The sequence below is a fragment of the Paenibacillus sp. J31R30 genome (assembly GCF_059692115.1).
The window spans coordinates 49,656-64,879 of sequence record NZ_JCAUAV010000019.1 but is presented as its reverse complement, the minus strand read 5'-3'; the positions used below and the strand labels follow the sequence as shown (position 1 = coordinate 64,879).

Annotated in this window: 15 protein-coding genes; 11 read left to right on the top strand and 4 right to left on the bottom strand. The window is 40.2% G+C overall.

Translation table 11 applies throughout. The annotated features are described in order from the left end of the window. Positions 1–484: 484 nt before the first annotated feature. The 3 genes from AC58QO_RS31530 to AC58QO_RS31520 form a co-directional block, all read right to left on the bottom strand. Positions 485–730, bottom strand: a complete 246-nt coding sequence (locus AC58QO_RS31530) for a site-specific integrase (protein ID WP_497272636.1) — start codon at positions 728–730, stop codon at positions 485–487. A 936-nt stretch (positions 731–1,666) separates the two neighbouring features. Further along, positions 1,667–1,840, bottom strand: coding sequence for a hypothetical protein (locus tag AC58QO_RS31525; RefSeq protein ID WP_497272600.1), 174 nt, complete (start codon positions 1,838–1,840; stop codon positions 1,667–1,669). Positions 1,841–1,931: 91 nt separating this feature from the next. Continuing rightward, positions 1,932–2,408, bottom strand: coding sequence for a hypothetical protein (locus tag AC58QO_RS31520; RefSeq protein ID WP_497272598.1), 477 nt, complete (start codon positions 2,406–2,408; stop codon positions 1,932–1,934). Positions 2,409–2,954: 546 nt separating this feature from the next. Between AC58QO_RS31520 and cas6 (AC58QO_RS31515) the strand changes: the two genes are divergently transcribed. The 5 genes from cas6 (AC58QO_RS31515) (at position 2,955) to AC58QO_RS31495 (ending at position 8,288) form a co-directional block, all read left to right on the top strand. After that, positions 2,955–3,929, top strand: coding sequence for a CRISPR system precrRNA processing endoribonuclease RAMP protein Cas6 (gene cas6, locus AC58QO_RS31515; protein WP_497272596.1), 975 nt, complete (start codon positions 2,955–2,957; stop codon positions 3,927–3,929). 1,972 nt (positions 3,930–5,901) lie between these two features. Next, positions 5,902–6,414: a recombinase family protein gene (locus AC58QO_RS31510; protein WP_497272634.1), complete on the top strand. Its 513-nt coding sequence runs from the start codon at positions 5,902–5,904 to the stop codon at positions 6,412–6,414. A 134-nt stretch (positions 6,415–6,548) separates the two neighbouring features. Further along, a complete protein-coding gene (locus tag AC58QO_RS31505; RefSeq protein ID WP_497272594.1) occupies positions 6,549–6,731 on the top strand; it encodes a helix-turn-helix domain-containing protein in 183 nt (60 codons plus the stop codon). A 226-nt stretch (positions 6,732–6,957) separates the two neighbouring features. Further along, positions 6,958–7,617 carry a hypothetical protein gene (locus AC58QO_RS31500; RefSeq protein ID WP_497272592.1) on the top strand — a complete coding sequence of 220 codons (660 nt, stop codon included), beginning with the start codon at positions 6,958–6,960 and terminating at the stop codon, positions 7,615–7,617. 512 nt (positions 7,618–8,129) lie between these two features. After that, positions 8,130–8,288, top strand: coding sequence for a hypothetical protein (locus AC58QO_RS31495; protein WP_497272590.1), 159 nt, complete (start codon positions 8,130–8,132; stop codon positions 8,286–8,288). Between the two features lie 31 nt (positions 8,289–8,319). Here the strand turns inward: AC58QO_RS31495 and AC58QO_RS31490 are convergent, their stop codons facing one another. Beyond that, positions 8,320–8,553 (bottom strand): cold-shock protein, encoded by a 234-nt coding sequence (locus tag AC58QO_RS31490; RefSeq protein ID WP_497272588.1) that lies wholly within the window; start codon positions 8,551–8,553, stop codon positions 8,320–8,322. Positions 8,554–9,134: 581 nt separating this feature from the next. On the opposite strand from AC58QO_RS31490, the gene cas6 (AC58QO_RS31485) reads away from it, so the two are divergent. The 6 genes from cas6 (AC58QO_RS31485) (at position 9,135) to AC58QO_RS31460 (ending at position 15,190) form a co-directional block, all read left to right on the top strand. Further along, a complete protein-coding gene (gene cas6, locus AC58QO_RS31485) occupies positions 9,135–10,109 on the top strand; it encodes a CRISPR system precrRNA processing endoribonuclease RAMP protein Cas6 (protein ID WP_497272586.1) in 975 nt (324 codons plus the stop codon). Between the two features lie 438 nt (positions 10,110–10,547). Further along, positions 10,548–10,709, top strand: coding sequence for a hypothetical protein (locus tag AC58QO_RS31480; protein ID WP_497272584.1), 162 nt, complete (start codon positions 10,548–10,550; stop codon positions 10,707–10,709). Between the two features lie 264 nt (positions 10,710–10,973). Next, a complete protein-coding gene (locus AC58QO_RS31475) occupies positions 10,974–12,311 on the top strand; it encodes a helix-turn-helix transcriptional regulator (RefSeq protein ID WP_497272582.1) in 1,338 nt (445 codons plus the stop codon). Continuing rightward, entirely contained in the window at positions 12,286–13,113 is an 828-nt protein-coding gene (locus AC58QO_RS31470; protein WP_497272580.1) for a hypothetical protein, read from the top strand. Before AC58QO_RS31475 ends, AC58QO_RS31470 begins: the two co-directional genes overlap by 26 nt. 68 nt (positions 13,114–13,181) lie before the next feature. Beyond that, positions 13,182–14,399, top strand: a complete 1,218-nt coding sequence (locus AC58QO_RS31465; RefSeq protein ID WP_497272579.1) for a putative CRISPR-associated protein — start codon at positions 13,182–13,184, stop codon at positions 14,397–14,399. 173 nt (positions 14,400–14,572) lie between these two features. Continuing rightward, positions 14,573–15,190 (top strand): hypothetical protein, encoded by a 618-nt coding sequence (locus tag AC58QO_RS31460; protein WP_497272577.1) that lies wholly within the window; start codon positions 14,573–14,575, stop codon positions 15,188–15,190. The last annotated feature ends 34 nt before the right edge of the window (positions 15,191–15,224 follow it).

Below are 15,224 nucleotides of genomic sequence, written 5' to 3'. Positions count from 1 at the left end.
GATTTAAGCCTGAGAGACCTTGATATGACAGGTTCTACAGGCCCAGCGGTAGCAATAGTTGCCCCGACAATAGGGGATTGAAACGCTTTGATATCAGCGGGTATTGCGTTTAGGAATGTCTTGAGTAGCAATAGGTCCCCGACAATAGGGGATTGAAACCCACATTTCATCTCGATCCAAACCAACTTCAAACAACTTTGCGTAGCAATAGGTGCCCCGACAATAGTGGATTGAAACGTATTATCATAGCTCATAATCGTATTTTGATTGTAAGTATCAATAGGTGCCCCAACACCTTAATCAATATAAAGTTTGGGGATATAAAAAAAGTTTTAAAAACTGTTCCCTCCTAACCAGAGAGTGCGGTTTTTTGTCATTAGTGTCATTAGTATAAGGGAATAGAACGGTGTCAAGAGTTGTTAAGAAAGGCGTTGCTGACGCTAAAGCACTGAAGGGCGAGTAATTAACGCTCTCGGTTTGATTCTCATAAATGGAAGTCCTCCAATGATTCCTCAATTTCTGATACAGTGATTCCAAGATAACGAAGTGTTGCTTGCGGTGAAGTGTGGTTGAACATATGCTGAAGGTACGTCAACGCTTTATCTCCAAGACCTCTTACTGTCGTATCGGTGTAGTAGTGATAGCCAAATGTTTTCCGAAGCGTATGTGTTCCAATATGCTCAAGCCCCGCTTCTTCCGCAACCTTATTCAATGCTTGCCATGCTTGGATGGTGGATGGATGGATATATTTAATGATTAAGTACGGTTGGCTTTCGTATTGGCTCGGAATCGTATTTTTTTGTTTGAAAATTACGATAGGAAGAAAAATGTTAAAAACGAAGTCGGGTTAGATTTCATAGGGCTTTACCTAAGATTGTTCGATAAAAGACTCGTAATATTATTTATCTGCGAAGCCGTCGCGCGTTCGCCAAGCATTTCAACAAATTTTAATTCGTTGCTAATCTCTGTTTGATATTCAGCGGAAATGATCGTACAGGCGAAATGCCTTTTCCCCGTTTAGGGGATTAACACATTTGCGGTGGTACTGGAATCTATTTTCCGATGAGTTGGCAAAATGCCTTTGACCGAAGTTAGACCCACGTTACGTTGTTTTAAAATTAGGTTCGCGAAAAAGCGCTGCATTCAAATGTAGAGGTACTAATGCTTCTATAAAGGTGAGGTAGCAATTTCATCCCCGTGATGAGGGGATTGAAACTCGAATGCGTAACCTCCTTTTTTATCTTCGGTAGGCTTGTTGCAAATGTTGCCCCAATACGAGGGGATTAAGACAAAAAAGATCCGAACAGCCACTTATGGTCTCGGATCTTTTACGTTTTTTTCTGGAAACTGTCCATGGACTCGCATTTAGGAAACAAGACCCCTACGACTAAGATATTGTAGCTTTTAGTGTGTGTTTATTTAACATGAAGGCATAATGCGTAGCAACGAAAGCCCTTAGCCAATGTACGTTAATACAAAGAATCACACATTCAATCGCCTGTATTTATAGACTTTTGCCATAATGAGCTATATTGCTGACTTCCGATAAATAAATTAAATCATACATTTAAAACGTTGATTTTATTGAACAAAAAAAGGATGCCAGTTACTCGACACCCTCTAATTCAATATTAACCGCGCAAGACTTTTCTTCTTTGTATTTTCTTTAATCTTCGTCTCGTTCCTGCCAAGGGGAACCGTATTCTCGTCGTTCACGATCTATATCACGTTGATTTTCTGTTTTCCCAAAGTCTTCTCGGTCGTTATCATAATCACGTTGATTTTGGGTCCAACCGTGATGATCTCTAGAATCATCTTCGTCCTTACTCCACCAAGGCATATAAATCAGCTCCTCCGAAATATTATAAAAAAATAAAAGTAAGCTTTTTCCCTTTTCTCATGAAAACGACACATGAAGGGGAAGGTAGAGATTAAAAAACTAGAGTAGAAGAGAAGACCGCTACCGCAGTTTTCTTGGAGGTGTTTAATGACCCTGATTTGAGAGTAATGCCACCTACTACGAAAGGATAATCAGTTAAAATATCGCCAATTGGTGAACCGATAATTGCTTTGTAGTCAACTCTAGCGGAGTAAGGTTGGAGCATCTTCTTCCCTAACTTTTCATACTTGTTAGGGAACCATTCACGAGGAATGTAGTAGTCTACAGCTGTCACCTTTACAACGCCTTTTGCGTCCACAATAAAGGACAACTGAATACCTAGATCCCCATAAAATCCCCGCCAATTAATTGCATTTTTTACAGTGTAAGTCGTGTTAAGCATTACTTGGATTTCTTGGTTTTTCCCGTAATACGTGTAGTTCCCTGCCGCCGCGCTTGCCGATGCTGGTTGGAACAGCATAAAGATAAGTGCAAGGGATAAAATAGTGGTTAAGATCTTTTTTAACATTGATAATCTCCTCCTGTTTGTTCGTTTGATAAGCAACAGAAATGGATGAAAGTAGCTGCACATGGGCAATTAAGTTGCTAGTGGGAATTGGATACTTCCTGAATGACCTGGAAATCAAAACATAGAATGGAACAAACTTTTAGAATTTTATTGTCATCTCTTTCACTCAAGAGATCTCCGTATTCTCGTTGCCACTCAGGTTTTCCGAAGTCTTTCGTTTCATTGTCTAAATCCCTCTCCGATTGTTGATAGCCGTGATGACCTCGATCTTCGTTTTCCCAAACCATAACAATACCTGCCTTTCATTTGTTTTTCACTACTGAGTATGTTGGATATTTGGATAGCTATTTCTTAAATTGAGTATACAAAAGTAATATTTGCTGAAACAGGGTAAAAGGTATACAAAGATAAATTTAGGATTTACAATCACTTGTGTACCGAGAAAGATCAGTACATGAAGGGGTAAGTTTTGGTTAGTTTTATGTTATATTTATTAGAAAATTAAATGACTATGAATCAGTCCTTGCTTCAATCGGGCGCAGCAAAATGGGGGTATTATCAAAAAGTATGCTAAATAACATTCAGTTGACAAGATTAAGTATAAGTCTGATCGCCCTATCCGACATGCCGTTGCCTGCCTTTACAGCTTCCTTGTTTAGAGGAGGACTCGGTTTTATGCTTAAGCAGTTGATGTGCCCTAACATCGGAGTTTGCGGGGAATGCGAGAGATCGGCTAATTGTAGCTATCCGCAGTTATATGAAGAAATGCCTTCATTAACAGTTCAAGGTGAATATATGCCTTATGTACGGCCCTTCATTTTGCGTAGTGGCATCACGGAACGAACGGAACGAAAGCAAGGAGAATGTTTCGAACTGGAATTGATCTTGTTCGGAGATGCGATTCAACAATATCAGAAATTTATTTACGCTGTGGAGCAACTGGGGGAATTAGGCCTAGGCAAGAATAAGCATACTTACCGAATTGAAAGAATCTCATCTACAGCCTTAAATGGTTTGGTAAACATTGTCTATGATGGTAGAACTGGACGGATATCTAATCCGCCTTTGGTAATAACCGGAGAGATGATAATAAAAGCCTGCGAAGAAGCGGATTTGAATGCAACCGTAGCTGAACTGAGATTCATTACGCCAACGCGCATACAAGTTAATCATCAATATCAATTAGAAGTCAGTTTCCATGAGATCATATTGAACTTATATCGGCGTGTTCGGTCTTTATTATTCTATCACCACGGTCGTTTCACAAGTGGAACTGAAGGAGCTGATTGGCTGCAAGCAGCTGAACAGACCAAAATGGTTTATTCGACACTCCAGTGGTCAGAAATGCATCGTTATTCGATGAGGCAGAAACAATCGATTACAATGAAAGGCATGTTGGGAATGGTACGTTACCAAGGGGAGATAGCGCCGTTCATACCACTATTATTTTTAGGTCAATGGATTCATGTAGGGAAACAATCCGTATTCGGATTCGGGCACTATGATTTGGCGATCATTTGAAACGCCAATGGATGCCCCTTGCATATGATAAAATCAATAGAAATTAAATCCGCATTTTAGAGAATTATGTGGAGCACCAAATTTGCCCTTCACTCCCTTAAGAAAAGTCGGAAGGGCATTTTATTTTGCATCCAAACGTAACTTGTGTTATATTTTCAGGTTCCCGGAAAGTTGAAATCATGAAACAGATGCTTAGAAGCGCAATGAAGGTCATGGAAGTAAGAAAGCTGGTGGGCAGTTTGCTCATGACGTAGATTCTATTGCATACGGTACAAAGTTACAGGAACGAATGACAGCTACAGGATGGAAAGCTGGTAAAACAAGTATGACACCTGAAGTAGTAAAACGCGATCTTGCCCTTTTAACAATGATAGATGTTAAGGAAGAGGCTGCAGCATCCCTTCGTGTCATGTAAATAACAGAAGACCGGTGCGAAATGCACTGTTTTTTTATTTGAATTGTCTTGTGACCGTCAAAATCAAAGAGAGTACCCCTATGATTATCCATACGATGAGGAAGCTCGGTGAGCCCAAGATTTGAATTGCCAAAGGCCCCTACCAACAAGGTAGGGGCCTTTGGTTTACTCTCACTAAATCATGAAACTATTGGATTAGCATCTAGAGGAGACAAATTACTTTTGAACTAGTGTTCAGAGCATTAAAGTTGTAAATATCATTGGCAAGGCGCAAAAGTTAACCACTTTATTATGCACGGGGTTAACAAATAGCAACAACGAAGTATGTCGCGTATTACATTATGGACAGATATGGCAAGGTAATGACTCCTGAGCAGATTTATCAGAAATACCCCTGGCATAAGATTGTTTGGCAAAGTTTCCACGCTGATGCTTATTACAAAAAGGACGGTATCTACTTCAGTTGGGATGATGCTCCGGATCCAAGAGGTTCTTGGGCGGTATCATTATTGTGGCGGAAAGTGGTGGGTTATCGGATCGGCTACGCGTGCTTGTTGGAAGGAATAGAAACCTTGTTTTGCGAAATATATGACCCATCATTGGAATTGCTCGCAGAGGTTCGCGATCCGCAATTCTCTAGGCAATTTCTAAATTTCGTACTATAATAGTGGTATCAAGTCGTACTCGCCCTGAAGAGGTTCGCGATTTAAGCCTGAGAGACCTTGATATGACAGGTTCTACAGGCCCAGCAGTAGAAAAAGGTGCCCCGACAATAGGGGATTGAAACGATTTCGCTCGTAAATGTTCGTACCCGATTTTGTAGCAATAGGTGCCCCGATAATAGGGGATTGAAACGCGATAACGTTGTCGAGGGACATGATGAAGTCTGCTACAAGGTAGCAATAAGTGCCCCGAGAATAGGGGATTGAAACACAATTGTATTGCCAACGTGGTACTTTTCAGGAACGTAGCAACAGATGCCCCGATAATAGGGGATTGAAACCGACGTTTTTCTAGTGAGCTATGCCGTACTTTCTATACGTAGCAATAGGTGCCCCGAGAATAGGGGATTGAAACTCAAAAAACTCATAACATAATCAAGGGTATAATGTAACGATTTGCAACACTTACCCCGACTTTCAGGGGATTGAAACTAACGAACAAATCGTTTAGTGGTTAAAATGTCATTGACTTGCAACACTTACCCCGACTTTTAGGGGATTGAAACCTTTTATCGGCAATATGAATAACGGTTGAGTATGTACTCGGCTTGCAACACTTACCCCGACTTCTAGGGGATTGAAAAAAGTTTAAAAACCGTTCCCTCCTACAAAGAGAGTGCGGTTTTTTTTGTTGTCTATAGATGAAGTGAGGCTGCACACAAAACGACCGTTAATAGCACAATGATAAATTTGTATAAAAAAAGATAAAATAGCTATTGTTTTTGTCTATAAACCCGTCTATACCGAAAATACATTAAACGTATGGGAAGGAGACAAAACAATGATAATTGGATATGCGCGAGTATCAACGGATGACCAAAAGTAAGACCTTCAAATTGAGGCTATCGAGAAGTACGCAAAGGCAAAAGGTGAGCGTTTTGAAATCTACAGTGAGAAGGAAAGCGGAGGTAAGGCAAACCGCAAAGAAATGGATAAAGCGCTTGGCCGACTCAGAGAGAAGCACACTTTCGTTGTGTTCAAACTGGATAGATTAGCGCGATCCACACAGCAGCTCTATAAGATTCATGATGATATTAAAAAATGGGGAGTTCACTTCGTCTCATTAACGGAAAACATCGACACATCAAACGCAATGGGAGAGGCTATGTTCGGGATGATAGCGGTATTTGCTCAATTTGAGAAGAGCCTTATCCAGGAACGTACCAAAGCTGCCTTGGAATCAGCTCGTAAGAAGGGCAAGATCGGCGGCAGACCAGCGCTAACGGATAGCAAGAAGAAAACCATTCTGTCACTAATTAAACAAGGCCATAGTGCAACAGACATTGTTAAGGAACAGGGAATTGGCAGAAGTACAATTTATAAAATAATTAACGAGGTTAAGGAATAGTGAAGGCATATACGACTTAATCAAGGAACTGCTCAATTGAGTGGTTCTCTCTTTATGTTGCCTTAATAGTAATTTTTACTATTAAGTGATACGATGGATGTATATTGATAGACAGTGATAAAGGGGGTGCAGCCATGACAGAACAAAAATTTATCAGCGTAAAGGAAACAGCAGAGTTGTTAGGTGTGAAGCCGCTCACAGTGTATAGGTGGGTAGAATCAGGCAAGCTCCAGGCAATCAAGATTGGCGGTACTATTCGAGTAAATGAAGCCAATATTACCTCAGCAGGCGTGCCGATCGGGCATGGAATACATTAATTAAGGGGGTTAACTAAATGGATTTCGACTCCGATCCGCGAGAAACCTAAACACGCTGCCGATAACCATTCTCTTTTTTTAGGGTCCGGAAACTCCAAACAGTCCACTATAATAGTGCGCCACTATGAAACGGACAGGATAGTTAAATCAATTAGCGAATACTTCTAAGTGTAGATTATTTTGTAGAGTTTGAAGCATTACTGTAGTACAAATAGGGTGGTGCGTCATGGCCGCTGATGCAGAAGAGGGTGTAATAATGGGAGTCTCGGAGAAAGAACACGAAATTTTCTTGGAATGGCAGAAACTCAAATATGACAATACCACACATAATAAATTCAGAAAAAACCAAGAGACAACTAGGAAAAACTTGCGCAACTCGATTGCAAGAGGAAATGAACTTATCGAAATGCAGAAGCGTGTTGGAAGTGCGACTGTAAAATCCATGCTTTTACAGGCAGTCCAAGTACCGCCGCAATATGCGAACGAAGCAGTCGAGGTCATGTTGGACGAAAATATGAACAAATATCTCTCATGGCTGTATGAAATCAGTGATAAAAATTATTACATAAATAACTTATACGATAGTTCATTTTACTTGTGGCGGCGGGACTTTTCGTGCTATTGCGTTGTCGGATTCGTTAGACCGGGTAAAGTGCATTTCGACCACATCGGAACCAAAAAAGTCGTAGAATTAAAGACTATTCAATCAGCAAAGAAGGGCGAGGGGCGGAAAATAATGAAGGCACTTACAGCGTTTTCAGAAAAATCCGGCATTGCTTTGATACTTTACACTGAAAGTGAAATGAACGTCGGATACTTCGAGAAGTACGGATTTAAAAATTGCGGAAAAATCGGCGACAACCAAGAGTGGTTCATGATTTACTAGGCAAAACAAGAGATGTAGACCCCTGGAAATGATGCTGTATCTATACCTTTCATATACTAAGCCAGCCACCACAGTATGGACTGACGATGCAACTAATGGGACACGATAGTCCAACTGACCACCTCTTAACGGGGTGTTTTTGTTTTGCTCGAAAATCAGAGGATCCGATCACATAGGCGCAGGGGGATTCCGAAACAAGAAATCAAATACGGCGGCTACTACGACTTTTTTTTAGAACCAACAACACAAGATTACGTCCGCGCGTTTCCTGCCCCTAGACGCTCCCGCTTGGGCTTCACTCCCTAACCATCATTGAAGGGGATCAGCTGCATCATTCACTCGATCTCTTGGATCTTATCGTAGTACCTCTAACTGCTACGGTAGTCTTTTGAATTAAGTTCTTGACGTTCAAGGATTTACGGTTTATCAAGAATAAACAAGTTTTCAATGTTGGTGAGATAAGAAGTTACACCCATCCGGAGTTGCCCGCGGAAGAACAAGATGATTCGGGAATGCCGGTGGATGACTTCTTCGAGCGTTTCGGCTCGGATCGTACGAACAAATATCAATTGCGCAAGATCATTGCAACAATCCAGAAGGAGCAGAATGAGGCGATCCGGCTTGGAATACAGGAGCCTGTTCTTATTCAAGGGGTCGCAGGTAGCGTATAGTAAGTGTAGATGGAACAAAAAAGAGTGCTACTCACTGATGAGCACCCTCTGGCAAAAATTCAATATTAACCGCATACGAATTATTGCTCTTGCTCTTCTCCTCGAACGATATCCGATCTCCGACAGCTAATGATTCGATATGACCTAGAGCCTTCTCGTGGACGAAAATCTCAGCGCCTTCATCTTTAAAAATGAATCCGAATCCGCGGTCATTTAACCAATGTTTAACTGTGCCAGTTTTCCTCAGTGTTACTGGCTGGATCAATTCGAAACCTGCCACCTCAGAAAATCAAAAAAGATCCGAGACCATAAGTGGCTGCTCGGATCTTTTTTGTAATTAACAAAATATTAAATGAAGGTAGCGGTTAATGTCTCAATCCGAACCATCCATGCACGTATGCATAAACTCCGAAAATAGCTCCCAGAACAAAGCACATTCGATTCACCTCCATATAAACATTTTGAAATTTTTTTTAGTCTTCGTCCCGTTCGTACCGCGGTTTACCATATTCGCGCTGCTCTCGTTCCAGATCGCGCTGCCATTCAGGTTTTCCGAAATCCTTTATTTCGTTATCTAGATCTCCATAGCAATTCCTGCCTTTCATTTGTTTTTAACTACTGAGTATGTTGGATATTTGGATAGCTGTTTCTTATATTGAGTATACAAAAGTAATATTTGGTGAAACAGGGTAAAAGGTATACAAAGAAAAATTTAGGATTAACAATCACTTGTGTACCAAGAAAAATGAATACATGAAGGGGAAAGTTTGGTTAAATCTATGTTATATTTATTAGAAAATTAAGTGACTCTATAAATCAACCCATGCTTCAATGGGGCGCAGCAAAATGGGGGTATTATCAAAAAGTATGCTAAATAACATTCAATTGACGAGATTAAGTATAAGTCTGATCGCCTTATCCGACATGCCATTGCCTGCTTTTACAGCTTCCTTGTTTAGAGGAGGACTCGGTTTTATGCTTAAGCAGTTGATGTGCCCTAACATCGGAGTTTGCGGGGAATGCGAGAGATCGGCTAATTGTAGCTATCCGCAGTTATATGAAGAAATGCCTTCATTGACAGTTCAAGGTGAATATATGCCTTATGTACGGCCCTTCATTTTGCGTAGTGGCATCACGGAACGAACGGAACGAAAGCAAGGAGAATGTTTTGAACTGGAATTGATCTTGTTCGGAGATGCGATTCAACAATATCAGAAATTTATTTACGCTGTGGAGCAACTGGGGAAATTAGGCCTGGGCAAAAATAAGTATACGTACCGAGTTGAAAGAATCTCATCTACAGCCTTAAATGGTTTGGTAAGCATTGTCTATGATGGTAGAGCTGGACGAATATCTAATCCGCCTTTGGTAATAACTGGAGAGATGATTATAAAAGCCTGCCAAGAAGCGGATTTGAATGCTACCGAAGCTGAACTGAGATTCATCACGCCAACGCGCATACAAGTTAATCATCAATATCAATTAGAAGTCAGTTTCCATGAGGTCATATTGAACTTATATCGACGTGTTCGGTCTTTGTTATTCTATCACCACGGTCGATTCACAAGTGCAACTGAAGGAGCCGATTGGCTGCAAGCAGCTGAACAGACCGAAATGGTTTATTCGACACTCCAGTGGTCAGAAATGCATCGTTATTCGATGAGGCAGAAACAATCGATTACAATGAAAGGCATGTTGGGAATGGTACGTTACCAAGGGGAGTTAGCGCCGTTCATATCACTTTTATATTTAGGTCAATGGATTCATGTAGGGAAACAATCCGTATTCGGATTCGGGCACTATGATTTGGCGATCATTTAAAACGCTAATGGATGCCCCTTGCATACGATAAAATCGCATAGAAACTAAATCCGCATGTTAGAGAATTATGTGGATTACCTAATTTGCCCTTCACTCCCGTAAGAAAAGTCGGAAGGGCCATTTATTTTGCATCCAAACGTAACTTGAGTTATATTATATACCTTTTGCCCTGTATGCTAGATTTCTCAATATTTACAATGAGTTTTAATTAATTTGTTAAATTGTAAAATAAAAGCGACATAATAGATTAATGCAAGCAGGAATATACCTGCATTGAAAGAAGTTTTTACATGGAAATAATGAGGTTGCAATGGAGGTAGGTTGTTTTTCTACTAAAGCACTGGTTATGTATGAAACCTCTCAAAAGCAACAGATGACGATATTCAAGTTCGGGGATTGAAGCAGTATTGGATTCAATCATTACCGAAATCGGGAAACATGTCGATCAAATTTGCCACCAATCTGCGTTTATTGAGAACGGGAATATCCTTTCGAGGAGTTATTCGCTTTGATCAGCTGCCAGAGGATGAACTAGGTCTATTGCTTTGGACACTGACAAGACAAGCACATCACCAGATCGGTATGGCGATGGCGTTTTGATATTATTCAAAAAGCTATTGTCGTCGTACAAGGGAAGGCCGCAGCAACCTTTCAAATTGTCAATTGGCTGTAAAAGCAAAATGGTCGCTTCTTATTACTCTACTTCGGAACGCAAAGTTCAGGAGCATGAGGAAATGACGGTATAGTCAAAACAGAACGGGTCTTCCAGTATGTGCAATTTCATCAATACCCTTTTTAGAAGAATGAACGGATTCACTCTTTTATTTTTGAAAGCTACCGATTTTCTTGCATGAGGGAGGAACCATGAAGCATCATATGAAGAAGAGGCAGGAATTGCTTCGCATGATGTATATTGACAGCGGCGTACATACACGAGAACAAATTACTAAACGTCTAGGCGTTTCAAAGGAAACATATGATAAAGCTCGCTCTAAACTATTAGAAGTAATCGAATTCGAACTGGAACATCTTAAGGAAAGCGAATATGATCAGAAGCTCATTCGTAAGCAACTTTCTCAATTCAATCCCTTTCAGATTGCGGCTCGATTATTAGTTTTGCTTTATCGTATGAGCCCCATGAAGTCTAGTGAAATTGATCGCTATGTCTTCATCCTGCGGAGCTTGCAAAGACAGAAGCGAGTATTGGATAAGCCTTATCTAACCCGGAATGAATTCAAGGAATTGTATTCTATCCACAAGGATCAAACTTCGGGAGAGGAAGGCTATCTGGATGATAAGCGGTTGAAGGAATACTTGCAATATTTAAATAAAATGGGTTGGATTTCGGAGTACAAACAGGAAAGGGAATACCACTATGAGTTAAATACGGCATTATTTGATGATTTTACTTTTGAAGAATTGCGGGATCTGCATGATTTTGTCGATGTTTGTGCCCATACTAGTGATTTCTCTGCATTCGGCTTTATTTTGAGAGATACTCTCCTTATGCATTTGCAATCCCATGTACCGAATGAAACAATTGGCGATAGTATTGAATTTAGGTATCATTGGTATGGGAAAATCTTGGATGAATATGTAGCTCTTGAGTTATTACAATATATTGAACAAGGGAAGAAGACGTTAATCTATTATTTTCCTGTAAAAAGTGGACAGAAATATTCCGGCCAATCGGAGCCGGATTCTGAGGCAAAGCCGTTATTGGTTATACCGGTAAAAATCGTCCTTGACCAACGCTTTGGCAGATGGTACTTGTTAGCAAAGCCGGAGATGCACCCGACATTGCAGCGTTTTCGGATCGATTATATTATGAGAGTCGAGACTGGTCCTGTCTTTGATCCAAAAGAATGGGAAGAGCTGGAGTCAAAATCCATGTATGAGCTTCGACACAGCTGGACGATTGACAGAGGCGATGATCATTTAGTGATTATCCGGTTTTATCGTGGTGAGCTTAAGCAAGCGTGTTATGTACATCAACGTGTGCAATTGCAAGGACAATGGGGAGAAATTATACGAGAAAATGAGGATACTTTCGACTTTTGCATCAATGTAAGCAACTTTCTGGAAATCAAGGCATGGATTCGAAGCTTTGGCTCCAACGCAGTGGTTATGGCACCTGAGAGACTTCGCGTTGATTTGATGAAAGAATGGAGGCAAATTGCAGATTATTATGAATCTATTTGAGAAAATCTTTAATCATGAGATTCAGAATCGTCTTCGAGTAGCCGATTCAACAGATATACATAATGGTCCACATCTCCCGAGCAGAAACGAGCTGAACTGGCTTGTTTCACAGCTTCAGGTTCCGTGGATATCCGACTTTTTGAAACATTCGACTCTAGAGAAGCTCATGAAATACACTGTCTCACATTCATGGAACGAAAATCGTCATGTCGTTGTTAAAGGAAGATCAAAAGAGTTCGTTCAAAGCAATCGTTGGATGTATACGCTTAGGGGCTTGATCAGTAACCGTCGTTCGATGGTTATCAGCTATGAAACAAGAAAAGGGTTGAACTACAAGGCAGAGTACGGCATCCCGATCAAATTAATACTTCATGTCCATTCACATCGTTGGTACCTGAGATGGAGAAGAGGCCGTAAGGGAAATGATGTTCGGATTACTCCGCTACACTTGATTTCGCAAGTAGAACCAAGAGAGACGGTTGATCCATGGGAGCGTTCCAAAGCCATTCCATTGCAACGCTGTCTTGAGTTTGAAATTATTCCGGACTTTGACCATGAAATACAGCGGATTTTCTCCTTTTTTTCAAGCTATTATAAGGAAATAACCGAACTTTCCACCCCTCAAGGGGCGACATATGTAATCAAACTCTACTATGAACCAGATGAAGAAAAATATGTGATGACTCAAATTCGTGCGATGGGGAGACATGTTAAACTTATTGGACCGGATCGATTGAGGGAGAAAATGAAAACAACAGCGCAACTAGCCATTGCTCGATACAACATGGTGTTTGAAACCTAGTAAGAACTGTCAGAAAAATTAAAGCAGGTTTTAATGCGCAAAGAAAAACTCATCGAAAGGGGCTTCAAATGTATCATTCCATAGTCATGACTTGTGGCATATCCATATTTAATGAAAACAATCAGTTTGGAAGCTGGAGCCGTTCGTTAGACTTCTTCCGATTTAATCAACAGAGTCCACTTCCTCGAGAGGATGATGGCGACGAAGACGAACTTATTGAGACCTGGTTGTCCCAAGTACGATCCAACCTATCCCATCTCATCCTGAATCCGAAAACAATTAGTGCGGAGTTCTCGATGCTATATGCCTTGCAATCAATGGGGAAATTGGATCAGAGGCCCCAAATCACGCTCTTTCATACTCGCTCGTTCGGCGGTAAGGCAGCGACTCGTTTATTGGAATTTTTGTTTGAACGAACCTTTCACGCAAGGGTAAACTTGCACCCGATTGATACATTGGATATTACAGATCGGTTGAAGCTGAATCAGTCACTGGGCTCCTACATGAGAGAACTGGGGAAATGTCTGGAACAAGGGGAGAAACAAACAACCTGTTTTGCTCCCATTGGCGGATATAAAGTTATGACCTCATTTGGTTATATTGTTGGTGCCTTTTTTGGATATCCAACCGCCTATCTGCACGAAGATATGCAAATCCTACATGTGATACCACCTGTCCCGCTTGATTTCAAAGATGAATTTATCAAAAAGCATGAATCGTTTCTCCGCACGTTGTTTATTGAAGGCACGATCGCTGTTGGACAATTCTCTACATTCGAAATGCAAATTGTGAATGACAACCCAGCGATCTTTACAATTGAAGAAGATTATGTTTTTTTATCACCCTTCGGCATGTTTATTTTGAATAGAGAAGAGTGGGCTTCAAAGTTCAAAACTAAGGTATATCTGTCGAAGGATGCACATAAAGTGTTGTTGCATAATCCATCTCAGGACAGCTTTATTTACCAACAACTAAATGTAATTATCCAAAAGATCAAACATCATGCCCCCGGGACGCAACGCGAGCTATACCATGAATCGGATTTTTCAAGTTTGAAGGGGCGAATATTACAATTTCATCTATACAAAGGAGCCAGCAACGGGAATGGCGGCGTATTCCGCTGTACTTGGCGATATGATTCATCCAAGGATTTTTTGTTCATTAACGCAATATGGTTGGATCATGAATTGTATGAGAAAGAAGCGCCGCTTGGAAATGGATTTTATGAAAAGGTAAATTCGTTGGTCGAGATAACGGAAAAAATTTATGCTTCACATGGCATTTAACATATAGTTGAAATAAACATGTGACAACCATTTTATTATTTTACAGATGGTTGTTATTAATTTCGGAAATGCCTTGATATTGTATACCTTCTGCCCTGCTGCATGAGCCGATATTCATGTAGACTCGTAAGTAATTCAATTACTTACTTGGAAGTGGGAGTGGAGGGATGAATTTGTATAAAAAAGTTATGAATACGAGTGACCTTCAGATTTTTAATGAATTATGGATTGAGTGTTGGAAAGAAAAAGGATATGAACTTGAATTCAATGCAACTTCAGATCGGTATATTATTCTAGATAACCATGGCTTTCATATAGGTACTGTCGAATTTATTCCGTATGTACACGGCGAAAATAATGCAGACTACGTTTTCCCATATCATGAATTAACTGCAGTAAAAGAAAATCCGGGAAATGTAATAGAGGTTGATAAAATCTCCTTGCATAAAGCAGCCAGAGGGAAAAATATAGAGCATTTATTGTTTTTGATATATAAATATGTGATGTCGAATAATAAAAAATTTATAATAGGTCTAATGGAGCCTATATTTTATAAAGCTATGAAGTTTTATGGACTTCCGATAAAGAAACTATCTGACAAAGTGTACTATAAAGGAGATTGGGTTTTTCCAGTTATATTCGATTGTTCACTCTTCAATAAAAACCGAACTAGATACGATTGGATTCAAAAAGGTGAGAATTACTTAGGCATTACTCGTGAAAATATGAATCTCGAAAAGGGTATTTCTGGAAGATGTAGAATCATTACTAACGAAGCTGAAATACTTTAAAAATTGTGCTATAGACGTTTACATAGGGGGCCTA